Genomic DNA, 25467 nt, shown 5'->3' with positions numbered 1-25467 from the left:
TCGGGCGCTGGTGGATTCAATAAAGATAACGATATGCTCTTAGTCAGGTTGGTCGTGCCCCTATTGTTTCTTGCCTGCGCCGGGGGCCCACCGGCTCCCGGGCGCACCGTGGCCGCCCCCCGCATCGAGCAGACTGCGGATAGCCTGCGCATCACCATTGCCGGCCGGCCGGTGCTGACGTATCACCTCACCGAGCGGCTGCCCGGTGGCGTGGCTCCTTACTATGCCCGTAGCGGATTCATCCACCCCGTGTACAGCCCCGGCGGCCAGGTCGTGACGGACGACTTCCCCGCCGGTCACGCCCACCAGCACGGCATCTTTACGGCCTGGACCAAGACGCACTTCCGGGGCCGGCCGCTCGACTTCTGGAACCAGCAGGAGGAGCTGGCCACCGTACGCCACGCCGAGCTACTCGAGACCTATACCACCGATGGCCTAGCGGGTTTCCGAACCCGGCTACAGCACGTCAGCCTTGCCGACGGCGTGGTGCTGGAGGAAGAGTGGCACCTACGGGTGCACGCCGACCGCTCCCCCTACCGCTTCGACCTGCGCAGTGTACAGACCAACGTAACCGACGATACCCTCTTTCTCGAGCGCCATATCTACGGCGGGCTAGGCGTACGCGGCCACCGGCAGTGGAACCGGGCGGATAGCCTCCACTACCGGGCGGAGGCCTCCTTCCTTACCGACGAGGGCCTCACCCGCCTCGCGGCCAACCACAGCCGCCCCGCCTGGCTGGCGATGTACGGAGCGGTGGACGGGGGTACGGTGGGGCTGCGCGTGTTCCCAGACTCAGCTAATTTTCGGGCCCCACAGTTCGTGCGCGTACACCCTGAGATGCCGTACTTTTCGGTGACGCCGGTGGTGGAGGAGGGCTTTTTTATCCCGCCGGGGGGGACTTACGAGCAGTGGTACCGGTTTGAGGTGTTCGATGGCACGCCCCGCTAGTACTGGTGGCAGAATGCAAACGTGCTGTTAACCCACTCCCCCAACCGTGCGTTTTCCGGATACGACCACCATCTTTACCAACCATGCGCAACGGCATCATTCGGCGGGTCGTCTTCCTGGGGGTCGTGGCTATCCTAGGCATCATCGGCATGCAGACCTACTGGGTAGCCACCACCTGGAACCTCAACGACACCGAGTTCAGTCAGAAGGCCCAGTTGGCCCTCTACGGCGTGGCCCGTCAGTTGGCGGCCGAGAACGACGCCGACCTGCCGAAGCGCGACATCGTGCGCCAGCGCAGCAGCAACTACTTCATCGTCAATACCGAGAGCGAGATTAACGCCCAGCGCCTGGAGTACCTCATGCAGCAGGAACTGCAACGGCTGCGGCTAGACATCGACTTCGAGTACGCCATCTTCGACTGCTCCACCAACGAGATGGCCTACGGGGGCTACTGCACGGCCGAGTCGGAGCAGCTACCCACCGATCCGCAGACTAGCAGCTACCTGCCCCCCGACGAGGGGCTGCTCTACTACTTCGGCGTCAAGTTTCCCACCCGTATCGGTTACATCTGGCAGAAGATGCAGTTGGTGGTATTCCTGAGCCTGATCCTGATTCTGACGGTGGCCTTTTTTGCGTACTCGCTAGTGGTGATTCTATGGCAGCGGCGGCTGGCTACGATGCAGAAGGAGTTCATCGACAACATGACCCACGAGTTCAAAACGCCGCTGTCGACCATCCGCATTGCCGCCGGGGTGCTGGCCCGTGACCCCCATGTGGCGGCAGACGGACGGCTGGCCCGTTACGCCCAGCTGATCCACGAGCAGTATGCCCGCCTCAACGAGCAGGTGGAAAAGGTGCTACAGATCGCTAGCATCGAGAAGGGCAAGTTCACCCTCCAGCGCGAGCGCATCGACCTTCAGGACCTCCTACCTCCCCTGCTCAGCAGTGCCCGGGCCCGCACCGAGGAGCGCGAGGGCCACCTCACCTGGCAGCTGCCCGACCGCCCCGTGCCGCTGTACGCCGATCCCCTCCACCTCGCCAACATCCTACACAGCCTGCTCGACAACGCCATCAAGTACGGCGGCACGCCCCCCCGCATCGCCGTAGTGGGCCGGGTCGCTAAGCGTCACCTTCACCTCGCTGTCAGCGACGACGGGCCCGGCATCGCCCCCGAGCACCGGGAGCGGGTGTTCGAAAAATTCTACCGGGTACCTACAGGAGACGTGCACGACGTGAAGGGCTTCGGGCTGGGGCTCTACTACGTGCACCAGATCTGCCGGGCCCACGGCTGGGACATTCGCGTAGATAGCACCCCGGGCCGCGGCACGACCTTCCACCTCCGCTTACCCCTCACCGCCCTCCCCGAACCCGTAGCCGTATGAGCAAGGCCCACCTCCTTTACGTGGAGGACGATGCGGACCTCGGCTTCGTCACCCGTGACAACCTTGAACTGCACGGTTTTGCCGTCGAGCACCTCAGCGACGGAAGTGCCGCCGCCGCCCGCATTGTAGGCCAGCCCCTGGACGTCGATCTCTGCCTGCTGGACGTCATGCTACCCGGCACCGATGGCTTCGAGCTAGCCCGCCTGGTGCGGCAGCGCGACCGGGACATTCCCATCCTCTTTCTCACTGCCCGCAGCCTAGCGGAGGACCGCCTAAACGGCCTACGCCTTGGTGGCGACGACTACATCACCAAACCCTTCAGCATCGAGGAGCTGATCCTGCGCATCGAGGTCTTCCTGCGCCGCAACCGGGTGCGGCCCGCTACGCCCGCCTTCGATCCCGGCCAGTTGGGTGCCTACCGCTTCGACGTGCACGAGCTGTACCTGAGCCACCCCGAGGAGTCCGGCCCCCGCCGCCTCACCCGCCGCGAAGCCGAGCTACTCACCCTCCTGAACGACCACCGCAATACGGTGCTGGAGCGGGGCACCATTCTGGAGCGGATCTGGGGTGCGAACGATTACTTCCTGGGCCGCAGCCTAGACGTCTTCATCAGCCGCCTACGCAAGTACCTGCGCCGCGACCCCCACGTCAAGATCGAAAACATCCACGGGGTAGGCTTCAGTCTTACCGTAGCCGATACCGACTGATCAATTGCGGTACCACATCAGTAGGGCCCCGAAACAGGTGATGAGCAGCAGCAGTACGGTAGCCATGCGGATACTGCGCCGCAGGTAGTTCCCGAAATCCCGAATGGCCGCGGCCTGCTGCGGATAGGCCGGCACCACCTCCTCCTCCATCCGCTGCCGGCTCAGGATCTGGGCGGCGGTGAAGTCCACCTCCGACTGCACCAGGATGCGGTAGGCGCTAAGCACCTTGGCCCGGAAGTACAGGTTGACGAAGAGCATCGCCAGGAACAGGACCACGATGATGGTGAAGAGCAGGATGTACATAGGTGCACGAACAAGCACCCGCCGGCCTGGGTTGTGTGGGGTGACGCCAGCGGACCCGTCTTAAGCAATCTACCGTGTACAATATGTCCGTATATAGCTTAGTTTCAGTCTAGTGTACCTTTGTATACCACTATGAACCGGCAGGGCTAGTCTGCCGCTCGTTAGCTAATACCTTCACCTTGTGATAAGACCGTCTTTGTTGCTGGTACTTTGGTGGGCCGTGCTGCCCCTACTGGCGCAGTCGGACTCCGGTGGGTTGACGCTCGACCCCGATTACACCGCCGAGCGGCTGGTCACCGAGGTGTTTGCTACCGACCGCTGTAAGACCATTTTCAATGTTCAACGCATCGGCGTGAGCACGGAAGGCATCGGCTATTTCGAGGGGCCCAGCGAGGTAGTCGGCTTCGAACGCGGTATCATCCTATCGACAGGTAAGATTACTGATGCAGCCGGCCCAAATGATGTCAGGGATCAAGGCACCCGGCTGGACGGCCCCACCAGCGACCCGGACCTCGACCTAGTCAGCAACAAGGAGGTCTTTGACCGTAGTGGGGTAGAATTCGATTTCATCCCCCTGGAGTCCACGGTCACCTTTCGCTACGTTTTCGCCTCGGAAGAGTACTGCGAGTACGTCGGCGCCAAGTTCAACGACATTTTCGGTTTCTTCGTCAGCGGGCCGGGCTATACCGGTTCGTTCACCAACGGGGCGGTTAACGTAGCCCGCGTGCCGGGCACTTCCTCTCCTGTAACCGTGAATACAATTAATAACAAAACTAACCAGCAGTTTTTTCTCGACAACACTCCCGATCGTAATACCCTAGGCAGTTGCCGTACCTCCAACGGCGAGAGCCCCCGCCTCGAAACTATTCAGTTCGACGGCCAAACCACCGTACTGACCGCCACGCTGAAGGTGCAGCCCTGCGAGACCTATCACATCCGCATGGTGATTGCTGATATCAGCGACGACCGCCTCGATTCCGCCGTCTTCCTGGAGGGGGGCAGTTTCGACCTCGGCGCGGGTGCCTCGCTGTCCGGCCCGGATGGTCCCGAGGAGCCCCTCATCGTCTACGAGGGCTGTGCCGACACCCCCCTGCGCATCAGCCGCCGTCCGGGCAGCAAGCTCGACCAGCCGCAGACCGTCACCTACCGTCTCGGGGGTAGCTCGGTGGCCTCCGATACGGCTGATTTTCAAGCCGGCAGCGGGCGCATTGTCATTCCGGCCGGACAACCCTTCGTCGACATTCCCGTACGGGCCCTGCCCGACGACCTGGTCGAGGGCGAAGAAGAAGCCTACCTAGTACTTGACGTACCCTGTGCCTGCTACGTCGACTCCCTACGCCTACTCGTGCGGGAGCCCACGCCGCCCGAGATTCCGGCGGGGGAACCCTTCCGCTACTGCCGCGGGGGCGGCTCCCGGCTATCGGCCGACGTGCGCGGCGGCGTCCCTCCCTTTATGTACGAGTGGAGCTTCGGTAGCACCGAGCCTAATCCCGAGATCAGTGGCACGCTACCCGACACCGTAGGCCTGCGCCTCACCGATGCCTGTGGAGCTAGCATCAGTTGGCGGGCGGCCACTGAGGAGACCGCTCCCCCGACCGTGGACTTTCCCAAGCAGGACCTGACGGCCTGCTGGGGCCAGCGTCAGGCAATCCTGGCCGATCTACAGGGCAATGGTCCCTTCACCCTGACGTACCTCATCGACGGGGAGCCGCAACCCGACTCCGAGCTCACAGCCGGCGAGCCCTGGCCCGTAACCCGCAGTGGCACCTACCAGGTCACAGCCGTCACCGATCAGCTCTGTAGCAGCGAGGTCAACGAGCGCCTACGGGTCGACTTCTACAAGCCCGTGCTCAACACCTTTTACACCGACCCCAGCTGCTTCGAAGCCGAAGATGGCCGCATCACCGCTACCCACCTCCCCTCGGTCGAGCCCTACAGCTACCGACTCAACGGCGCCCCCATCGCGGACCTCAGCATCACCGAACTAGCGGAAGGCACCTACACCCTGACCATCGCCGATGCCCTGGGGTGTAGCGATACCGCCGTAGTGGCCCTCCTCGACCCCGAGCCCATCAACCCCATTGGGGTAGACTGCGAGGACCTACGCCGGCCGCCCCTCAAATTGACCGCTTCGGGGGGTGTACCGCCCTACCGCTATAGCGTCGACGGCGAGAACTACCGCGGCGGGGAGGACTTTTGGCGTACCATCACGGCCGGCGAGTACTACCTACTCCGCATCCGCGACGCCCGGGGTTGCGAGCTCGAGCAGCCGGAATTCTTCTTCCCCCGCGCCGCCACCGTACCCGTGGCCGTACCCAGTTTTATTCCCCAAAAAGTGGGCGAGACCACCCAGGTCGAGCTTAATTACCGCGTACCCCCCAGCCAGGTATTCTCCTACAGCTGGTCGCCGGCCGCCCTCTTCGACTGCCCCACCTGCCCCAACCCTACCATCTCGGCCCCCTTTACCCAGGACGTCAAACTGGTCGTCAGAGACATCTACGGCTGCACGGATAGCCTGAGCACCTACGTGGCCGTCGACGGCCGCCAACCCATCTACGTGCCTAACGCTTTTACGCCCGACGGGGACGGCAACAACGATTACGTGGCCGTTTTCGCTAATGCCGACCTGGTACGCCGCATTGTCAGCTTCCAAATCTTCACCCGCTGGGGCGAACAGGTGTACTCCGACGGCGACTTCCCCCCCAACATCGCCCGCCGGGGCTGGGACGGGCTGCTCGGTGACCGCCCCGCTCTCTCGGGTACCTACCTGTGGATAGCCCAGGTGGAACTCTACGATGGCCAAACGGTGCGGGAGGCCGGCACTACGATTCTGCTGGCGCACTGAGGTACTCCAGCAGCACCCGCCGCTCCGCCACGAGGTACTTCCGGGCGACCCGGTTGAGCTCGTCTACGGTGAGCGCCAAGTAGCGCTCCATCTCCGTGTTGATCAGCTCCGGCTCGCCGAGCGCGGCGTAGAAGACCAGTTCGTTGGCCCGGTTGCTGATGTTGGCCTCCCGGTAGTGGTTGCGCTGCTCCAACTGGTGGATTACCTTGGCGAGCTCCTCCTCCCCAATGCCCTGCTCCAGCAGCGCGTCAATGGCGGCCAACAGGGCGTCGTAGGCGGTGGCATACGCCACGTCCTCACTCGGCCGCGCCTCCACGATGATGCCCCCGTACTCCAGGTTGTCGTTGATGCCGGCGCTGACCTCGGCGTAGAGCTCCGTATCCCGCACCAACCGCCGGTACAGCCACGAGGAGCGCCCGCCTCCCAGCAGAAAACTGAGTACGTCGGTAGCCGGGAAGTCCGGGTGCAGCCGGTCCACCGTACGGTAGTGCAGGTAGATCACCGGACTAGGTACCTCCCCGTACACCGTCTGCTGGCGGGGGCCCTCCTGCTCGGGCTCCGGGGCGATGGCCGGCTGGGGCAGGGCGGGGTCGGAGGGCGGGATGTCCCCGAACCACTGTGCGATGCGCTCCCGGATCGTCGTCGCGTCAAAGCAGCCGGCTAGGCACAGGACGGCGTTATCCGGTCGGTAGTAGCGCGCGTAGAAGTCCCTGACCTCCCCCAGCGTTGCCTGCTGGATGTGGCTGATGTCCTGCCCGATTACCGGCCAGCGGTAGGGGTGCTCGCGGTAGATCAGCGCGTTAAAGTGGTGGTACAGATCGCCGTAGGGCTGCTCCAGGCAGGTCTCCCGAAACTCCTCCACCACCACCCGCTTTTCGTTCTCCAGTGACCGCTCACTGAAGCGGAGTTGCCGCATCCGATCGCTCTCCAGCCACAGGGCGGTCTCCACGTTCTCGGCCGGCAGCACGTCGTAGTACAGGGTGTAATCGCTGCTGGTCACGGCATTATTCTCCCCCCCGGCCAGTTGCAGCGCATCGTCGAAGTTGGGGACGTGCTTCGAGCCGGCGAACATCAGGTGCTCGAACAGGTGGGCAAAGCCCGTGCGGTGGGGCGGGTCGTTGCGGCTACCCACCTTGTAGAGCACGTTGACGGTGACCACGGTACGCTCCGGATCGTGGTGGAGCAGCACCTGCAGTCCGTTGGCAAGGGTATAGTTTTCAAACTGCATACGCCAAAGCCAACCCCCACCGCATCGGTATAGTTGCCATGCCTACTCCCGCCCTGCTCGCCGGTCTCTTGCTACTGCTCGGCTGTGCCCATAGTCAGCCGCCTACTTCCGCCTCTCCCCTCGATTACCTCGAGCTAGATACCCCTGATGGCTGGCAGCTGCGCGTGCACGGTGACGGCAGCGGCACACTCACCCACCGACAGCATCCTCTGCATCACCTAGACTATCCAGCCCGTACCTTTCCATCCGGCACTCCTTCCGGGCGGGGACGCCGGTGCAGGCCTGATCGTGGGGTGGCCGGTTACTACCAGGTCCACTACTACCTCGCCCGCCAGGATAGTGCTTACAGCTGCGCTACCGACAGTGCAACCGTCCAGCAACTCATGCACACCGCCATCGCCCGCATGCAGCTAGCCGTCGATGACGCCGGCAGCGAGCGGGCCTGCCGCATGCTGCGCCGTACCTGGCTGGCGGCTAATTAGGCGTTGCTGGCTAGGGCTCCCCCCGGACCGGAACCGCTAGTTGAGCCGCCAGAAGTAGGGGGTGAAGAGCACCAGGACGGTGAAGATCTCCAGGCGGCCTACGATCATGACGAAGCTAAGAAATACCTTGATCTCGGGGCTGAGCCAGGCGAAGTTATCGACCGGGCCCACCCCACCGATGCCCGGCCCCACGTTGCCCAGGCTGGTGGCCATGGCCCCGATGGCGGTGACAAAATCCAGGCCCAGGATGCTGAGCACCACCGAGCCGAGCACGAAGATGATGAGGTACAGCAGCAGAAAATTGAAGATATGGGTGATGATGCGGCCCGGCACGATCTGCCCGTTGAGCCGTAGCGGGATGATGGCCTGGGGGTGCACCAGCCGCTTGAACTCCAGGTAGCTGTTCTTGAAAAAGACGAGGTTACGGATAATCTTGATGCCTCCGGCCGTGGAGCCCGCACAGGCCCCCAAAAAGAGCAGCACGAAGCAGATCATAGTCAGGCTGGGCGCCCAGCTGGTGTAGTCGGCCGAGACGTAGCCGGTAGTGGTGATGAGGCTCACGATCTGAAAGATGCTATCGCGGAAGCTCAGCTCCCAGTCGGCGTCCGTGAGGTAGTATACCCGTAGGGTAAATAGCAGAGTGAGCGAGAGTACTAGTAAAAAATAGGCCTTGAGCTCCGTACTCTTCCAGACCTCCGCCCAGCGCCCCTTGATGCTCAGGTAAAGCACCGTGTAGTTGACCCCGGCCAGGAACATGAACACTACCATGATGTACTGGATGGTGGGGGAAAAAGCCGCCGCCGAGGCATTACGCGTACTGAAGCCGCCGGTGGCCATGGTGGTCAGGGCGTGGTTGATGGACTCGTAGGGCGACATGCCGGCAAAAAACAGCAAAAAGCCCTCCAGTACCGTGAGGCCCACGTAGATGAACCACAGCCGCTTGGCCGTCTCGCTGATACGGGGGTGCAGCTTATCGGAGGTGGGCCCCGGTGCCTCGGCCGCGAAGAGCTCGATGCCGCCGATGCCCAGTAGCGGTAGGATAGCCACGGTGAGTACGATGATGCCCATGCCCCCGATCCACTGCGTAAGGCTACGCCAGTAGAGCAAACCGCGGGGCTGGATCTCGATGTCGGTGAGCGTGGAGGCCCCCGTAGTGGTCATACCCGAGACCGTCTCGAAGAGCGCATCGGGTACCGAGGGTAGCATGCCACTATAGAGGTAGGGCAGCATGCCAAAGCTAGTCATCGCCACCCAGCTCAGGGCCACGATGAGGTAGCCCTCGCGCTTATGGATGCTCAGCTCGGCGACGCTGGGCAGCACCCCGCCCTTTTTGCGGTGGCTGAGCAGCCAGAGTAGCCCGGCGGCTACGATGGTGGTCCCCCCGGCGTAGAGCAGCGGTAGGGGCGTCTCGCCGTAGTAGGCACTGAAGGGGATGCCGGTCCACATCAGCACGCCGATGATGAGCAGCAGCACGCTGAGTACACGGGCAATGGGCCGGTAATTGATCAACTCCCGCATACCGGACTAGCGGAATAACTGCTCGAGCCGGCGCAGGGCCTCCGGCTTGGCGAACACGATGACGCGGTCCCCGAGCTGTAGCTGACTGGAGCCGTTGGGGATGATCGTCTCGTCGCCGCGAATGACGCCACCGATCAGGGCCGTGCTGGGAAAGTGCAGGTCCTTAAGGGGTAGCTTGGTCAGGCGGTTGCTCTTGGTGATGACGTACTCGATCACCTCGGCGTCCACGCCCTGTAGGCTGGTGATGGCCTCCACGTTGCCCTTACGTACGTAGCGGAAGATGTCGTTGGCGGCCAGCAGTTTCTTGTTGATGAGGGTGTCCACGCCGATGTTCTGGCTGATGTGGATGTACTCCTTGTTTTCCACCTGGGCGATGGTCTTGTACACCCCGTGGTTGTGGGCCGTGAGGCAGGCGATGATGTTGGTCTCGCTGTTCTCGGTCAGGGCCATGAAGGCGTCCATCTTCGACAGTCCCTCCTCCTCCAGCAGGTCGAAGTTGGTGTAGTCGCCGTTGACGACCAGCACGTTGTCCAGCAGCTCGGTGATGTGCTGGCAGCGCTTCTTGCTGTTCTCGACGATGGTCACGTTGTAGTCGTGCTGCAAGCGGCGGGCGGTGGCAATGGCCAGGTCGGTACCGCCCATGATCATGGCGTTGACCACCGTACGGGGTTTTTTGCCCACGAAGTGCTCTACCAGGTTGGTGTTTTCGGGCCGGGAGATGAAGTAAATGTGGTCGTGGCGCCTCAGCTCGGTATTGCCCCGCGGGATGATCGTCTGGTGCCCGCGCAGGATGGCGATGAGCTGCATCTCCTCGCGGTTGTTGAGCCCCTCGACCTCCTGTAGCTGCTTGCCTACTAGGGGAGAGTCATTGGCCAGTGTGATCCCCACCAGGGAGAGCTTCCCCCGCTCGAATTCGTAGATGTCGGTGAAGGAGCACTTCTTGATTAGCCGCTCGATCTCCAGCGAGGCCAGCTGGCGGGGGCTGATGAGCTGGTCGATACCCAGGGAGCAGATCGTCTCGGTGCCGTCGCAGTCGAGGTACTCCTCGTTGTCCACCCGGGCGATGACGCGGCCGGCCCCCATCTTTTTGCTTAGGATGGCAGACATCATGTTGGTCTGCTCGCTGGTCGTCACGGCCAGCAGCAGGTCGGCATTGCGCACCCGGGCGGTTTCCAGGGTGGCGATACTGGTGGCGTCGCCGCGCACGGTGAGCACGTCCAGGTGGGAGCCGGCGTAGTCGAGCACATCCTGGTCGTTGTCAATCAGTACGATGTTCTGGTTTTCGGTGGCCAGCAGTTCGGCCAGGTGAAAGCCTACGTCTCCGGCACCGGCGATGACTATATTCATGGGGGGGGAATTGGGGTACGCCGCGGCGCAAAGGTCGGTAATCTCTAACACATGAAATGCGGGCGCGGTCGCAAGTGCAACGTAATTCGATCATGGGGCTACCGGTGCTGCGGTAGGCTACGGCGGTGGCGAAGGCCAGGGGCTCACTGTGGCCGTCTTGGAGGAGGGTGGTGGGGGATGGAAGGTTAGCGCGGCCCGCGCAGCACCGACAGTCCGGAGCTGCCTTTGGTTGAGGGGCCGCTGCGCGACTTCGGCGGCAAGGTGTTACAGATTCGGGCCAAAGGCCGCTCGACCTTGGAACACGTAGGGCCGAACAATCTCGCGGTATTCCACGCTTTCGCATTACCGGCGCGCTTCGCACCTGCGGCCCCGCCCACCACCATGGAGAAAAAGCAGAAGATCCTCAACGATCCCGTCTACGGCTTCATCAGCATCCCGTACGGCGTGCTATTCGACCTGGTGGAGCACCCCTACTTTCAGCGGCTGCGCAACATCAAGCAGGTGAGCCTGACGCACTACGTGTATCCGGGGGCCCTGCACACCCGCTTTCACCACGCGCTGGGGGCCCTGCACCTGATGCAGCAGGCGGTGATGAGTCTGCGCGAAAAGGGAGTAACGATCGACGAGGAGGAGGCCGAGGCGGTCATGATCGCCATCCTGCTCCACGACATCGGCCACGGGCCCTTCTCGCATACGCTGGAGAACACGCTAATCGATGCCCGCCACGAGGAACTCAGTCTGCTCTTTATGCAGCGGCTCAACGAGGAGTTAGGGGGGAAACTGGAGCTAGCTATAAAGGTATTCCGTGGGCAGTACGAAAAGCACTTCCTGCACCAACTGGTGAGCGGACAGCTCGATATGGACCGCCTCGACTACCTCAACCGCGATAGCTACTTCACGGGGGTGGCCGAGGGCGTAGTCGGCTCCGAACGCATCATCAAGATGCTCAACGTGGTCGATGACCGGCTGGTGGTGGAGCAGAAGGGCATCTACTCGGTCGAGCGCTTCCTGACCAGCCGCCGCATCATGTACTGGCAGGTGTACCTGCACAAGACCGTGGTGGCCGCCGAGCAGATGCTGCGTCTCTGTCTACAGCGGGCCCGCGCCCTGGCCACGGCTGGAGCACTCCCCTGGGCACCACCCTCGCTGGCCTACTTCCTGCGCCACCACATCACGCGCAGGGACTTCTACGCCCGGCGCAACGAGCTGCTCGACTGCTTCGCCGCCCTCGACGATACCGACATCAGCACCGCCGTCAAGGCCTGGCAGCAGCACCCCGACCCCTTGCTGAGCTACCTGAGCTACGGGCTGGTCAATCGCCGGCTCTTCCGCCTCGAATTCAGCGACACGCCCTTCCCCGCAGATTACGTAGCCGGTATCGAACGCACGCTCGCCCGGAGCGGTAAGGTGCCGAGTAATATGGCCGCCCAACTCATTATCCGCGGTAAAGAATCCAACAGCGCCTACACCACCCAGCAGGAGGAGATCATGATCTGCCGCAAGGACAATACGGTGGTACCGATGTCGCAACTGAGCGATTTTGGGATCACGCCGCGGGTGTTTGTGAAGTACTTTCTTTGTTATCCGAAGGAGCTATAGGGAGTCCATCACATCATACCCCAGCCCCAGCCGCGCCACCGTCTCCTCCTGCCCCACCGTTTCCAAGATCGCGAAGGCGTCCGGTCCGTTCGTAGTGCCGCTGACTGCCAGGCGGAGTACGGGGAGTACGGCGCCGAAGCTCAGGCCGCGTTCTTTCATGAAGGCAACGGTGGCGGCTTTGATCTTGCTGGCCTCCCAGTCGGGTAGCTCGGCGAGGCGGTCGCGCAGCTCCTCAAAGGCGGGGCGCTGTTCGGGCTTCCACTTCTTGCGGGCCATCTTTTCATCGGTGATGCCCACCCGCTCGGTGAGGTAGCGGCCCTGGGGGTAGAACTCGTCTAGCGTATGCACACGCTCCTTGAGCAGCCCGGCGATGCGGGTAGCCTGCGCGGGGGTGATGGACTGGCCGTGATCGGCAAACTGCTGTCGTACTAGCGGGGCGAGCTCCTCGTCTGCACTGGCGATCAGGTACTGCTGGTTGTACCACCGGGCCTTTTCGAAATCGTACTGGGCCCCGCTCTTGTTGATGCGGTCGAGGTCGAAGGCTTCGACTAGCTGCGGCAGGCTGAAGATTTCCTGCTCGGTGCCGGGGTTCCAGCCCAGGAAGGCTAGGAAGTTGATGGTAGCCGCGGGCAGGAAGCCGGCCTCGCGGAAATCGAGGGCGAAGACCGGGATGCCAAGCTTTTCGCCGTCGCGTTTGCTGAGCTTGCCCTTGCCGTTAGGCTTAAGTAGGAGGGGAAGGTGAGCAAACTCGGGCATGGTCTTTTCCCAGCCGAAGGCCCGGTAGAGCAGCACGTGCAGGGCGGTGCTCGGTAGCCACTCCTCGCCGCGGATCACGTGGCTGATCTCCATCAGGTGGTCGTCGACCACATTGGCCAGGTGGTAGGTGGGCAGTCCGTCGGCTTTCATCAGCACCTTGTCGTCGACCTCCTCGCTCTGGAAGGCGACGTCACCGCGTACGATGTCGCGGATGTGGATGGTTTGCCCGGGATCCACCCGCAGCCGCACTACGTAGGGCGTATTCCGATCGCGTAGTCGTTGGGTTTCCTCCTTGCCCAGGCTCAGGCTGTTGCGCATGCCCTCGCGGGTGGAGGCGTCGTAGCGGAAAGTGTGGTTGCCGGCGGCCTTTTCGTCCGCGCGGCGCTGCTCGAGCTCGGCCTCGGTGTCGAAGGCGTAGTAGGCCTGTCCGGCGTCGAGCAGCTGCTGGGTGTACTTGCGGTAGGTGTCGCGGCGCTCGCTCTGGCGGTAGGGGCCGTAATCTCCTCCGATGCCGGGGCCTTCATCGGGCGTGATACCGGCCCAGTTTAGGGATTCCAGGATGTACTCCTCGGCCCCCGGCACGTAGCGTTTTTGGTCCGTGTCCTCGCTACGCAGCACGAAGGTGCCGCCCTGTTGCCGGGCGTAAAGGTAATTGTACAGGGCGGTGCGCAGTCCCCCAATGTGTAGGGCACCGGTAGGCGAGGGAGCGAAGCGTACGCGAACGGTAAACATGACAATGTAATTAAGCGGACACCCGCGGGGAATATAATATTTGGGCAAGCAGCAGAACCTACCACAAAAACGTTTATGAAATACCTGAGATACCGGCTCGTTAAGTAATGGACGCAAAGGTAGTTCAGCCTCACCAATGAGCTATTCCCCCCCAACGCCCTTAGCCCGATGTACCTCATCAAAACACCGCGGGTAATTCAGAAACTGTTTCCCACCTTCCACTGGCGGGTCGACTGCCCCATGGCCCGGCCTACCCTATACCTCACCTTCGACGACGGGCCCATCCCGCAGCTTACCCCCTGGGTGCTGGACCAGCTCGCAGAGTATGACGCTAAGGCTACGTTCTTTTGCGTTGGCAACAACGTGCGCCGCTACCCCGCCGTGCTCCAGCAGGTCATCGACGCCGGCCACACCGTGGGCAACCACACTATGCACCACCTGGATGGTTGGAAGACGGACAACGTCCCCTACTTCCACGATGTGCGTCACTGCGCTAAGCAACTCAAGACGGTCCTTTTCCGTCCCCCCTACGGCCGCCTTAAGCCCAGTCAGGTACAGTTCCTCCAGCGCCATTACGAGATCGTGATGTGGGACGTACTCAGCGGCGACTTTGACCCCGAGCTCACTGCCGACGACTGCTACAGTAACGTCATCGAAAACGCCCGCCCCGGCAGCATCGTGGTGCTGCACGATAGCCTGAAGGCGGAGGAGAAGGTGCGCGAGATTCTGCCGCGGCTGCTGGCTTATTACAGTGAGCGGGGATATGCGTTCCACCGGCTTACCGCTGAGTTGGTGGCCTCGCCTAGCTCGGTAAGCGACGTGCAGCTCAAGACTGCTTAGTTAGGTAGTATTCAGCGGTTAGTGGAAGCCAGTCGGTCCAAACCAGCCTTAGCCAGCATGTGCAGGCCCGTACGGTACTCCGCCGGGTCGATGTCCAGGCAGGTCTGGAAGTACTTCCGCGCCGCCATCGCATTGCCCCGCTCCTCCTCCAGTAGCCCCGCCTGTAGCGCCGCATTGCAGGCGTAGAAGGCCGGGTTATCCCGCCCCAGGGTGATCGTACGCTCGTAGAAGGATAGCGCCCCGGCGTAATCTTTCAATCCCCCCAGTACCCGCCCGGTACGGTAGCGGTGCTCGAGTTGCTCGTCGGGGGTGAGGGTGGTCAGTGCGATACCATCCAGCTCCGCCCGGGCCCGCGCGAAGTAGCCGCCGTCAAAGAGTAGGCGCGCGCGGAGCAGGCCGAGGTGGGGCGCCCGATCGCCGGCTGCCTCCCGCGCCGCACTCTCATCACCCCCCGCCCGGCTGCCCCCGCTGATCTCGGCCATGGTCTGGTGGTAGCCTGCGGTGTTGCCCTCCAGCAGGTACGACCAGGCAATCTTCTGCATCGCCTCCTCCCGGAAGTGGCGGCCGGCGTAGCGCAGTAGGAAAGACTGGAAATGCACCCGCGCCTGCGGATTCAAGTTGCGCAGCTTGGCCTGCCCGAGCAGGAAATCGAGGTAGGGAAAATCGGCCGTGCCGCCCCCCCGCTGCTGCCGTTCGAGGAGGGTAATGGCCTCGGCGTTGCGGTCGGTGCGCATGGCCAGGGCGGCGCGTACGAAGCAGTGCAGGTTGTTGGTGGCGGGTTCCAATGCGAGTTGCTTTACGCTACGGTAGGCCTGCTCCGGCTCATCGGCCAGGTGCAGCTCCATAAATGCGTAGAGCACCTGGGTTTCCAGGCGGAACGGGCTATCGGAATCCAGCAGCGCCCGCTGTAGTTCCGCCCGCCCCTGAGCGATCGTCCCGCTTAGAGAAGAGAACAGCTCCACCCCCCACTTGTACTGCGGCGGGATGGCCCCTACGGCGGCGTGCAGTAGGCCTAAGTCTTTGTACGTGAGGGCGAAGTTTGGGAAGATCTCTGCGTTGTCCCGCAGCTCCTTGTGTGCCCGGTTGAGATTGCGAAAGGCGGCCAGGTGGCGCTCGAAGCGCAGGTCCATCAGGCTGCGGTGTAGGCGAGCCTCGGCTAGTGCGTAGCGGTAGTAGGGGGAGCTCTGATCGCCCCGTTCCAGCATCGCGATGCGGCGATCGAAGCGTTCGGCCAGGAGTCCGTCCATGCTTTCATCTCCGCTTAGGTATAGACGAAAGAAATCGACGTAGCTCTCCAGGTGGTAGGCGGCCAGGTTGCGGGGTTCGGTCTGCTTCAGGCGGGTGATGCCGGCCTGGGCCAGGTCCAGTTCGAGGCGCATCACGTCAGCGTAGATGGTCTTGGCTTCGGGAGTAAATACGTATTCAAATTCCGTCGCCTTCCCGATGGCCCCGCCTAAGATTAGTCCGCACAGCATAAACACTTCACGCATAACGCGCGAAGATACGGTCGATGCGATCGGCGAGTTTACGGTCCTTGTCGGTCACCGTATTTCCGGCGTCGTGGGTCGTCAGGTCGATCGTTACGCGGTTGTACACGTTCGACCAGTTGGGGTGGTGGTTGGCGGCCTCGGCGGCGAAGGCCACCTCGGTCATGAAGGCGAAGGCCTGCCGGAAATCGGCAAACTCAAAGTCGCGGTGTAGGGCATCGTCGGTGTGGGTCCAGGTCATGGCGAAGGCTTTGCAGTACAACAGGGGGGCGGGGCCGCCGGTGCAACGCTAAGCGTCAGATACCTTTTCGCTCCAGGGGTACGACGCTAAAGCAGTAGGGGGCAACGTGCTCGGCCAGGATGTAGTAAGTAGACCCACCGGCGCGCAACTCGACTTCTGTTTTATGGCGTTGGCTGGCGGGAGAGATGCGTCGAATGGCAGTAACCCCTTCCCGCCGTAGCCATCGGAACAAACTACGGGCCGGATCAATTTCCGACAACTCTACCGTGGCACATCCCGCTTCGGCTAGATGAAGGAGGCAGCGCAACACCCAGCCGGCGATAAAGTCATCATGCAACTGCCGCTCGGGGCGGTAGACCTCCTCCGTTGCCCGCCCCCCATCCGTGCGATTGGGATTGAAACGTGGGTAAAGCGACAGCGGAGAAACCCAGACTTCCTGCCGGGGGTAGCGCGCTCGGGCAGCGCAGACGGTAGCGGCCTGACCGGCGGCGGTTTCGATGATGGACCACTCGTCCGTCTCGTGTACTAGGGCGGCATTGCCAAAATAGACGAAGTCGTAGTCGAGGTCGTCCGGCGGTGGGAAGCGGTTAAGTTCGGTGAAGTAAAAGGCACTACCGAAGCCCCGGGGAATGTGGGGGAACGATTGCTGTAGAAGGGGAAACAGTTCACGCAGTGTGTCGCCCGTTAGCATTTTATCCGCTACGGTTGCTACCGATACGAAGCCTACCCCTAGGGTGGGCACCAGGGGGAGAAGCTTACGGAGTTCCGCCACGGGCTCGCCACCGAGTACGAACGCTAGGTGGACAGGCGACCGAAATACTGCGGGGACAACGCCGCCAGGAAGAACATCCCTTCGGGTGACCGCTAGCCGCTGCGCAGGCTCGCGAGCGTAGAGTGGTGTGCAGCCGTGCAGTCGGGGTAGGGGGCGGAAGCCTTCCTGGCTGGGGTAGATAGCGAGCGTTAAGCTCTGGACGATGCGGTCGCCACGGTGATAAGCCACCGGGAAGGGTTGGTCCAGGGGAGGGGCATAGAGCTTGAAGGCATCATCGGTCCAGTTGCGCTCGTCTTCCATCTCAAACATCTCGCCGTCGAGGGATAGCTCGATGTGGGTACCGCCCGGAGTGTTCCAGTGGAGACCGGCGACTCGCTGCATGGGCTGGTGGGGACTGATGAACGTGGGGAAGGAGGTATCGGTGATCGAGCCGTCGGGATGATGAATACTGGCCGGTTGGCCGGCCGCGGTCGCGGGGGCTATGCGGAGGTACATGCCCGCCCGGTTAGCCCGGTACGGTGTCAGGCACTCGCCTGCTACGGCAACGCTCAGGCGGTTGGCCGCCAGGATGAGGGTGACCGACCAGCCGAAGACCCTCGCGCCGTTGAGGTGGTTTTCCGCAGTATAGCTAATCTGCCGGTGGTTGCTGTGCTCTACGATGGTTGGTTCGCCCACCCGTAGGGGTATTGTACCCCAGTTAGGATCCCGTAGGGCTAAGCCCACCAGACTGAAAATCTCTTCACCGTAGCAGGTCAGTGCGCGCAACCTGCCGCCCTTGAGCGTGAAGTTGATCGCGCCGGTACGGAAGTGACGTATGCTATCGGATTCGGGCATATTACTGGGTACTGCTTCGTAAAGTGTTCGGTATAACCCGTGGGGGATACTGAGCGGAAAGTCGCTGAAGGGGGGGGTAGGATTAGCGCCGCCCCACCGCGGGTTTGACCACAAAAAAATCAATCTTTGTGTATCTTGGTTCGTGTTAAGTCGATCTTACAAGCTCACTAACAAATTGCCCGTTGCAACCTTGTCTCCGTACCGTCCCCGTCTTTGGTATCGGCAGCTATACCTTCCCCTGGGCAGTGGGGGTAGCCGGTCAGGGGCTGCCCTCCTCAATTGGTCCGGATGAACTTCTACAACTAGCGGACTCCTTAGGGGCCGTTCGGCTACAACTTGCCGACAACTTACCAGTCCACACGCTGCCGGAGCACCGGTGGCAGAGCGTACTAACGGAGGCCGCTAGCCGCAACATTCAAATCGAGCTAGGTATGCGGGGGCTGACGGAAGATCGCCTTCTACGCTACCTTTCCCTGGCCACGGACTGTAACTCACCCTTCCTGCGGGTAGTCATCGACGGACCGGGCTACACGCCCGGCCACGATGAGATCATTGGTACCCTACGCGCAGTACTGCCTGGCTTCACCCGGGCCGGGGTGTGCCTGGCCATCGAGAACCACGACCGCTTCCGGGCACAGGAACTTGTGGACATCATCGCGGCGACCGACTCCACCATGGTCGGTATCTGTCTGGACACAGCTAACTCCCTGGGTGCCAATGAAAGCATCTATGAGGTCACACGGCTGCTCGCGCCCCATACCGTCAACCTGCACGTAAAGGATTACTGTATACGGCGCTTCGATCATCAGATGGGATTCACCGTCGAGGGCAGGGCTGCCGGGGATGGACAGTGCCCGATCGCGTGGTTACTGGCAGAGCTAGCCCCCTATGGAAAGTGTCAATCCGCCATACTCGAAACCTGGTCGCTACCTTTGGATACGATAGTAGCATCTATCGCCCGGGAGCAAGCGTGGGCCGAACGGGGCGCTACCTTTCTACGCGGGTGCCTACACGACCTATACCAACTCCACCAACCAAGCCTAACGGATGAAGTATGATCTAGCCTTATTGGGTGCCGGCGGTAAGATGGGGCGGCGCTGCGTCGCCAACCTGCGTAACCACTCCGACTACAACTGCCACTTTCTCGAGATCGATCCGGCAAGACGGGCCGAATTAGAAGCCGAGGGCATTCGGTTGGCCGCGGCCGAGGAAGCTATTCCCGTAGCGGACATTGTCGTGCTGGCCATCCCCGATATGGCGCTACGCAGAGGTAGCGCTGAGGTTATTCCCCGGATGAAGGCGGGAGCCATGGTAGTCGTGCTCGACCCGGCCGCCCCACTTGCCGGCCACCTGCCCCACCGTGACGACTTGACCTACTACATCTCCCACCCCTCCCATCCCTCCGTGTTCAACTGGGAGCCGACGGAGGAGGCGCAGCGGGATTACTACGGTGGCATTTTGGCCCACCAAACGGTCGTCTCTGCGTTAATGCACGGTCCGGACGCGGATTTTGCCGTCGGCGACGCCCTGACCCGCGTTCTCTTCGGGCCGGTCACCCGCAACCACCGTCTGACGCTGGAACAGATGGCCATCCTAGAACCGGGCTTTTCCGAAACCCTCTCCTCGACCTGCATCAAGAAGATCCGCGACGGGCTGGATTTGGTAGTGGCTAAGGGCGTGCCCCGGGAGGCCGCCCGGGACTTCATCCTGGGCCACATCAACATTCAGCTGGCCGTGCTCTTCGGTGAATTGCCCATTCAGTTTTCCGATGCGGCCGTTAAGGCCCTCAACCGGGCGGAGTCCATCCTATTCAAGGAAGGCTGGGAGCAGATTTTTGAGATGGACAATATCCACGAGCAGATAGCCGCCATCACCACCCCATGACTATAGGCGTCATCGGGTGTGGGTTCTGGTCTGGCTACCAGGTGGCGGCATGGCGGGAGGCCGATCCCACCCTGCAATTCGTGTTTTGCGACCGCCAGGCGCAGAAGGCCCAGGCGCTGGCAGATCGCTTCGGTGCCGCGGCCGTCTATACCGATGCGGACGATCTTTTCCGGGACGCGAGGGTCGATGCCGTAGACATTATCACCAACCCCGGTACCCACGCCGCGCTGACCCTAGGGGCCAGTGAGCGCGGGCTACCGGTGATCTGCCAGAAGCCACTGGCGACGGACCAAGCCACCGCCACCGACGCGGTTGCTCGTTGTCGCGAGCGGGGTGTTGCGCTGTACGTCCACGAAAATTTTCGCTGGCAGCGTCCGATCCGCCACCTAAAAATGCTCATCGATGGGGGGGAGGTCGGCCGCCCCTTCCGGGCCCACTTGCACTTCAACAGTCGCTTTCCGGTATTCGACAACCAGCCCGAACTTGCCCGACTGGAGCGCTTCGTGCTCGCCGACTTGGGCGTTCACTTGCTGGACGTCTGCCGCTACCTTTTCGGAGAGGCACGGCGGGTGTACTGTGTCACCCAGCAGGTCAATGCTACCATCCGGGGGGAGGATGTCGCCAGCATACTGCTGCGGATGCAAAATGGCATGATATGCACGGTGGAGCTATCCTACGCTACCGTGACTGACCTAGAGTGCTTTCCGCAAACCCTTGCGGAGGTAGAAGGAGAAGCGGGCACCATCCGCCTGTTGCCAAATTTCGAATACGTGATCACCACCCGGGCCACCACGCGGCGTGAACGGATCGAGCTGCCTACCTACGACTGGGTGAATCCACTTTACGCCGTCGCTCAATCCGCGATGGTGCCCCTACACCAGCAATTTTTACGGGGCCTGCGCAGTGGCGACGTCGTAGAAACCACCGGAGCGGACAATCTGCGCACCCTGGCCCTTACTTACGCCGCCTACCGCTCGGCCGATACCGGCCGGGCCATCGATACTGAGCCTACTCAACCCAAAACAAGGCCTGGTGCCCACTAGCTCACTACGGAGGGTGAACTGGCCGGAGCATCAGATCCTGCTGCTCTGCATCGTGTACTACGTGGCGATGGCAGCGTCGGCCCCCGGCTTCTTTAGTATTGCCAACAGTTGGAACCTACTGTTCAACCTACTCCCCCTGCTCATCGTCGCCGTAGGGCAGACCTACGTCATGCTCACGGCGGGCATCGACCTGAGCATCACCTCTATCATTGCCCTGAGTAGCGTTGTGGGGGGCTATTTGATGAGCGCCAACTCGGGACTCGCGCTGGCAGCCGGCTCTGCGATTGGCCTGGGCATCCTGTCGATGCTCGTAATAGGCCTGGGGGTCGGCCTGGCCAACGGCTGGTCGGTAACTGCTCTGGGCATGCCCCCCTTTATGGTTACCCTCACTACGTTGATTACCGTCAGCGGCCTAGCGGTCTGGCTGACCTCCTCTCAGAACATTTACAACCTACCCAGTTCCTTTACCGATCTACCCTACGCCGACTTCATCGGCATTCCGGTGCCACTGTGGCTGGGGGGCACCTTCGTTGGTCTGGCCTACTATCTGCTCGATAGGACGGTGCTCGGCCGGTGGCTCCGTGCAGTGGGGATGAATCCGCAGGTTGCCCGCATCTCCGGAGTGCCTGCGGACCGGACCATCCGTTTCGCCTACGTAGTCAGCGGCATTAGTGCTGGGCTGGCAGCCGTGCTTTACACCGCACGGCTAGAAACCGGCTCGCCGGTCATGGGGCAGCACATCCTGCTCGACGTGATCGGCGCGGTGGTCATCGGCGGCACCTCGCTATTCGGCGGCCGGGGCAAGATTCTCTGGACGATCTATGGGGTGCTGTTCATCGTCCTTCTTGACAACAGCCTTAACCTCATCGGCTTCTCCTACTTCCTGATCATGATGGTGAAGGGGGCGGTGATCCTGCTGGCGGCCGTGCTCTACGTAATCCGCGAACGCCGCCTAAGCCCCCAACGATGAGCCTTCTGCGCCTGTACGACATTGGTAAGCGCTTCGGCGAGGTGACGGTGCTCAGGGGCATCGACCTGGAGCTACCGCGTGGCGAGCTACTGGCCCTGATCGGCGAAAACGGGGCGGGGAAGTCCACCCTGATGAATATTGTCGGTGGTCTGCTTCCCCCCACGGAGGGCCGGCTGGTTCTTGACGGTCAGCCCTACCTCCCGACCTCCCCCCGGGACGCGTTGGATGCCGGAATCGCTTTCATCCACCAAGAGCTCAACTTATTTCCCAACCTGACGGTAGCCGAGAACCTTCTGCTACCGTCCTTCCCCACCCGCTCGTTCCTGGGCCTGTCGGTGGTCGACCGCGCGGCGGTACGGCAGCGCGCTACCGCGCTCCTGGCCGAGGTCGGCCTGAACGTTTCTCCCGATTTGCCGCTGGAGCGCCTCACCCCCGCCCAACGTCAATTGGTGGAGATCGCCAAGGCTCTGAGTAGCAAGCCACGCATCATCATCTTTGACGAGCCCACTACCTCCCTTACCCGCCACGAGGTGACGGCCCTCTTCACCCTCATCGACCGGCTCCGGGCGGAGGGGATTGCTATGATCTACATCTCTCACAACCTAGAGGACGTCATCCAGCTGGCGGATCAGATCTTCGTCCTTCGTGATGGCGTAGGTGTACACACCATTCGGCGCACGGAGGGTTACGACCTGGCTGAACTAGTACGCAAGATGGTAGGTCGGTCACTCGACCGCTTCTTTCCGGCACGAAACACCAGGGTGGGTACCGAAACCGTGCTTGAGGTAGAGGGGCTTACGGCCGGGCAGCGGGTCCAGGGGGTGAGTTTTTCGGTGCGGCGGGGAGAAGTTGTCGGCTTCTACGGCCTGGTGGGTGCCGGACGCACCGAAACCGCCCGCCTGGTCTACGGCCTCGATGCCTTCGACAGCGGGGCCATCGGCTGGCAGGGGGAGTGGCTGACTTCGGTGCACCCGGCGGACTGGGTCGACCGCGGCCTGGGCTTCCTTACGGAGGACCGTCGGGAGGAAGGTATACTTCCGAGTCACAACATCCGGGAAAACATCGCCCTGGCCAGCTACCGGGAGTTTGCCCATTCGCCCGTGGGGCCTATTCGGCGGCAGCGGCTGGCCGACCGTGCGGCAACCTTTGCCGCGGCGACCCGCGTCAAGTATAACAACCTGAACGAGCAGCCCGTCGCCACCCTCAGTGGCGGCAACCAGCAGAAGGTCATCCTAGCCCGCTGGCTCATGACCGAGCCGACCCTGCTCATCCTCGACGAGCCCAGCAGGGGCATCGACATCGGGGCTAAACATGAGATCTATACCCTCATCAATGAGTTGGTCACCCGCGGTGCCAGCGTCTTACTGATCTCTTCCGAAATCGAGGAGCTACTAGGCATGTGCGACCGCATCTTAGTCATGAGCGCCGGTAGGCTCACCACCGAATATAGCCGGAAGCAATTCGATCGGGAGGCCATTCTATCCGCCGCTCTCCACCGTCAAACCGATCCTGTATGACTGCCGGACGACTGCTGGACAACTCGACCTATATTTTCTTCGCCCTTATCGTACTGGTATTTAGCCTGCTATCTGGCCGTTTCCTAAGCATGGAGAACGGCATCAACATCCTGGTGCAGGCCGCACCGCTTGCCATCGTGGCCACAGGCATGACTTTCGTACTGCTCACCGCCGGCATCGACCTTTCGGTGGGTTCCATCATGTTTCTGGCCGGTGTGGTATCGGCGAAGCTAGTGCTCGCCGGGGTACCGCTCGGGGTGGCCACGCTAGCGATCTTGGGCGTCGGCTTACTTTTCGGGCTAGTCAACGCGGTATGCATTTACCGGGTGAGGATCATCCCCTTCATCGTCACCTTGGCCACCTTTTACGCCGGCCGGGGGCTGGGCCTACACCTCTCCGAGACGCGGGCCATCAACCTACCGGAGAATTTTCTCCTACTTGGCTCCGCCCGTCTGCTCGGCCTTCCCCTACCGGTTTGGGTACTATTGCTAGTGGTCGGCATCGCCCATCTTGTCCTCTCCCGCACCGTTTTCGGTCGGCAGCTTTACGCGGTGGGCAACGACATAGAGAAGGCCCGCCGGGCCGGCTTGCCGGTCGAACGTATCCTACTGGCGGTCTACCTGATCTGCGGGTTCTGCGCGGCACTGGGGGGGCTAGTAGCACTTTCTCAACTCGGGGCTGTGTCGCCAACCTTTGGCTATCAATACGAATTCGTAGCCATCGCCGCGGCCGTGCTCGGCGGGGCTAGCCTGTTCGGGGGCAGGGGCAGTGTGTTTCCCGGTACCCTCATCGGTGCGCTCCTCATTCAGTCCTTACAGAGCGGACTGGTCATCGTCAACGCGGATCCTTATCTATACCCCCTCATCACCGGAGCGGTAATCTTCATGATTGTGATGCTCGACAGCCTCCGGCACCGCCGCGCACTAAACCGCCGCAAACTTGCCCGCGTATGAAGCCCCTCTCCACCCTCCCCTTCCTCTCCGTGCTGCTCTGGGCCGGCTGCGCTACCACCGCCGACGACAGCCCCATCATCGGTATCTCCTTCGAGACCCTACAGACGGAGTACTGGGTCAGCAGCCTCGACGCCCTACGCGCCGCCTGTGACGATCGCGGCTTCGGGTACGTGGAGGCCGTGGCTAATGGTGACGCCAACCGGCAGTTCGAACAGGTCAACAACTTCATCGCCCGGGGCGTGGATGGCATCGTCATCGCTCCCAAGGACGGCAACACCGTCATCCCCATCATCAAGGCCGCCAACCGCGCTGGTGTCCCCATCGTGATCTACAACCGCCTGCCGGCGAGTAATTCGGGAAAGTACGTAACGGTCGTAGCCGACAACTTCGAGATCACCCGGCAGACCGTCCGTCATCTCTGTGAGTTAGCCCGCGCGACCGGCACCCCCCGCAGGGCGATGATCCTGATCGGCGACCTCGGTGATGTCAACGCCGTGCGCCGGCGCGAGGGCTTCAATGCCGCCATCGCCGACTATCCCGAACTGATCGAGCTAGTCGCCGAGGTGCCTACCGAATGGAATCAGGAAAAGGCCCTAGCCGGGGTGACTAACGCGCTCCAGGCCCACCCTGACATTAATTTCATTTTCAGTTCTTCTGACTTCCTCTTTCCCTCCGTCGTCTCCGCCCTGCGTAACAAGGACCGCTACCACCCCGTCGGCCACCCCCGCCATATACTACTTGCCGGCTTTGACGGGGACGCTACGGCCTACCAGATGCTAGTAGACGGCTACCTCGATGCCGACGGCGTGCAGGATGTTTTCTACGAGTGCGAGCAGGCCGTAGATGCCATCGCCCGTCGCCTGGCCGGCGAGAGCGTCCCGGAACTCCTCATCGACCCCGGCTTGGTCATCCACCAGGAAAATCTCTCCGAAAAAGCCGGCCGCATGTGGGGAGCCGTCGTAGCCGGGGCAGAGCAGCAGGCGCAGGGCAAAACGGGCGAATGACTACTACCTCCCGTCAATGCCTACAAAAACATCAAACGGCTGATCGGGGAGAGCAAGATGCAGCCCCACGAATCC

At 62.1% G+C, this 25467-nt stretch carries 22 protein-coding genes; 14 read left to right on the top strand and 8 right to left on the bottom strand.

The features are described from left to right. The first annotated feature begins 54 nt into the window (after positions 1-54). From ACOOHD_RS15490 to ACOOHD_RS15480, 3 genes are all read left to right on the top strand, one after another. The gene (locus ACOOHD_RS15490) at positions 55-948 is read left to right on the top strand and encodes a PmoA family protein (protein WP_420458787.1); all 894 of its coding nucleotides are present in this window, start codon (positions 55-57) and stop codon (positions 946-948) included. An 83-nt stretch (positions 949-1031) separates the two neighbouring features. Next, positions 1032-2330 carry a sensor histidine kinase gene (locus ACOOHD_RS15485; protein ID WP_420458786.1) on the top strand — a complete coding sequence of 433 codons (1299 nt, stop codon included), beginning with the start codon at positions 1032-1034 and terminating at the stop codon, positions 2328-2330. Next, positions 2327-3037: a response regulator transcription factor gene (locus ACOOHD_RS15480; protein WP_420458785.1), complete on the top strand. Its 711-nt coding sequence runs from the start codon at positions 2327-2329 to the stop codon at positions 3035-3037. Before ACOOHD_RS15485 ends, ACOOHD_RS15480 begins: the two co-directional genes overlap by 4 nt. On the opposite strand, the gene ACOOHD_RS15475 is transcribed toward ACOOHD_RS15480, so the two are convergent. Next, the gene (locus ACOOHD_RS15475; protein ID WP_420458784.1) at positions 3038-3340 is read right to left on the bottom strand and encodes a hypothetical protein; all 303 of its coding nucleotides are present in this window, start codon (positions 3338-3340) and stop codon (positions 3038-3040) included. A gap of 181 nt (positions 3341-3521) precedes the next feature. Here ACOOHD_RS15475 and ACOOHD_RS15470 point away from each other — a divergent pair, with 181 nt between their 5' ends. Further along, entirely contained in the window at positions 3522-6185 is a 2664-nt protein-coding gene (locus tag ACOOHD_RS15470; RefSeq protein WP_420458783.1) for a choice-of-anchor L domain-containing protein, read from the top strand. Here ACOOHD_RS15470 and ACOOHD_RS15465 read toward each other — a convergent pair. Further along, a complete protein-coding gene (locus tag ACOOHD_RS15465) occupies positions 6163-7413 on the bottom strand; it encodes a M16 family metallopeptidase (protein WP_420458782.1) in 1251 nt (416 codons plus the stop codon). The two genes, ACOOHD_RS15470 and ACOOHD_RS15465, sit on opposite strands and share 23 nt — an antisense overlap. Positions 7414-7451: 38 nt before the next feature. Here ACOOHD_RS15465 and ACOOHD_RS15460 point away from each other — a divergent pair, with 38 nt between their 5' ends. Further along, positions 7452-7895, top strand: coding sequence for a hypothetical protein (locus tag ACOOHD_RS15460; RefSeq protein WP_420458781.1), 444 nt, complete (start codon positions 7452-7454; stop codon positions 7893-7895). Between the two features lie 36 nt (positions 7896-7931). Here ACOOHD_RS15460 and ACOOHD_RS15455 read toward each other — a convergent pair whose 3' ends face one another. Both ACOOHD_RS15455 and trkA read right to left on the bottom strand, forming a co-directional pair. Further along, positions 7932-9404 carry a TrkH family potassium uptake protein gene (locus ACOOHD_RS15455; RefSeq protein WP_420461440.1) on the bottom strand — a complete coding sequence of 491 codons (1473 nt, stop codon included), beginning with the start codon at positions 9402-9404 and terminating at the stop codon, positions 7932-7934. Positions 9405-9419: 15 nt separating this feature from the next. Then, positions 9420-10760 (bottom strand): Trk system potassium transporter TrkA, encoded by a 1341-nt coding sequence (trkA, locus tag ACOOHD_RS15450; protein ID WP_420458780.1) that lies wholly within the window; start codon positions 10758-10760, stop codon positions 9420-9422. A 294-nt stretch (positions 10761-11054) separates the two neighbouring features. Between trkA and ACOOHD_RS15445 the strand changes: the two genes are divergently transcribed. Further along, positions 11055-12359, top strand: coding sequence for an HD domain-containing protein (locus tag ACOOHD_RS15445; protein ID WP_420458779.1), 1305 nt, complete (start codon positions 11055-11057; stop codon positions 12357-12359). On the opposite strand, the gene gltX is transcribed toward ACOOHD_RS15445, so the two are convergent. Beyond that, positions 12354-13847 carry a glutamate--tRNA ligase gene (gene gltX / locus ACOOHD_RS15440; protein WP_420458778.1) on the bottom strand — a complete coding sequence of 498 codons (1494 nt, stop codon included), beginning with the start codon at positions 13845-13847 and terminating at the stop codon, positions 12354-12356. The two genes, ACOOHD_RS15445 and gltX, sit on opposite strands and share 6 nt — an antisense overlap. Before the next feature lie 168 nt (positions 13848-14015). Between gltX and ACOOHD_RS15435 the strand changes: the two genes are divergently transcribed. Further along, positions 14016-14687: a polysaccharide deacetylase family protein gene (locus ACOOHD_RS15435; protein WP_420458777.1), complete on the top strand. Its 672-nt coding sequence runs from the start codon at positions 14016-14018 to the stop codon at positions 14685-14687. Positions 14688-14698: 11 nt separating this feature from the next. On the opposite strand, the gene ACOOHD_RS15430 is transcribed toward ACOOHD_RS15435, so the two are convergent. From ACOOHD_RS15430 to ACOOHD_RS15420, 3 genes are read right to left on the bottom strand one after another with little or no spacing between them, the layout of a single operon-like run. Beyond that, entirely contained in the window at positions 14699-16177 is a 1479-nt protein-coding gene (locus tag ACOOHD_RS15430; protein ID WP_420458776.1) for a tetratricopeptide repeat protein, read from the bottom strand. After that, positions 16170-16415 (bottom strand): 4a-hydroxytetrahydrobiopterin dehydratase, encoded by a 246-nt coding sequence (locus ACOOHD_RS15425; protein WP_420458775.1) that lies wholly within the window; start codon positions 16413-16415, stop codon positions 16170-16172. Before ACOOHD_RS15425 ends, ACOOHD_RS15430 begins: the two co-directional genes overlap by 8 nt. 55 nt (positions 16416-16470) lie before the next feature. Further along, positions 16471-18021: a hypothetical protein gene (locus ACOOHD_RS15420; protein WP_420458774.1), complete on the bottom strand. Its 1551-nt coding sequence runs from the start codon at positions 18019-18021 to the stop codon at positions 16471-16473. 182 nt (positions 18022-18203) lie between these two features. Here ACOOHD_RS15420 and ACOOHD_RS15415 point away from each other — a divergent pair, with 182 nt between their 5' ends. The 7 genes from ACOOHD_RS15415 to ACOOHD_RS15385 are packed head-to-tail and all read left to right on the top strand — an operon-like array spanning position 18204 to position 25392. Continuing rightward, positions 18204-19079, top strand: a complete 876-nt coding sequence (locus tag ACOOHD_RS15415; RefSeq protein WP_420458773.1) for a sugar phosphate isomerase/epimerase family protein — start codon at positions 18204-18206, stop codon at positions 19077-19079. After that, positions 19069-19905: a phosphogluconate dehydrogenase C-terminal domain-containing protein gene (locus ACOOHD_RS15410; RefSeq protein ID WP_420458772.1), complete on the top strand. Its 837-nt coding sequence runs from the start codon at positions 19069-19071 to the stop codon at positions 19903-19905. Before ACOOHD_RS15415 ends, ACOOHD_RS15410 begins: the two co-directional genes overlap by 11 nt. After that, the gene (locus ACOOHD_RS15405; RefSeq protein ID WP_420458771.1) at positions 19902-20948 is read left to right on the top strand and encodes a Gfo/Idh/MocA family protein; all 1047 of its coding nucleotides are present in this window, start codon (positions 19902-19904) and stop codon (positions 20946-20948) included. Before ACOOHD_RS15410 ends, ACOOHD_RS15405 begins: the two co-directional genes overlap by 4 nt. Continuing rightward, the gene (locus tag ACOOHD_RS15400) at positions 20938-21918 is read left to right on the top strand and encodes an ABC transporter permease (protein ID WP_420458770.1); all 981 of its coding nucleotides are present in this window, start codon (positions 20938-20940) and stop codon (positions 21916-21918) included. The genes ACOOHD_RS15405 and ACOOHD_RS15400 overlap by 11 nt, the downstream gene beginning before the upstream one ends. Then, entirely contained in the window at positions 21915-23435 is a 1521-nt protein-coding gene (locus ACOOHD_RS15395) for a sugar ABC transporter ATP-binding protein (RefSeq protein WP_420458769.1), read from the top strand. The genes ACOOHD_RS15400 and ACOOHD_RS15395 overlap by 4 nt, the downstream gene beginning before the upstream one ends. After that, positions 23432-24388 (top strand): ABC transporter permease, encoded by a 957-nt coding sequence (locus ACOOHD_RS15390; protein WP_420458768.1) that lies wholly within the window; start codon positions 23432-23434, stop codon positions 24386-24388. Before ACOOHD_RS15395 ends, ACOOHD_RS15390 begins: the two co-directional genes overlap by 4 nt. Then, positions 24385-25392: a sugar ABC transporter substrate-binding protein gene (locus tag ACOOHD_RS15385; protein ID WP_420458767.1), complete on the top strand. Its 1008-nt coding sequence runs from the start codon at positions 24385-24387 to the stop codon at positions 25390-25392. The genes ACOOHD_RS15390 and ACOOHD_RS15385 overlap by 4 nt, the downstream gene beginning before the upstream one ends. The last annotated feature ends 75 nt before the right edge of the window (positions 25393-25467 follow it).

Origin of the sequence: Neolewinella sp., from assembly GCF_965214665.1 — a bacterium.
Taxonomy (GTDB): Bacteria; Bacteroidota; Bacteroidia; order Chitinophagales; family Saprospiraceae; genus Neolewinella.
Note: the sequence above shows the minus strand (reverse complement) of the source record. Positions and strands in the feature narration are given on the sequence as shown.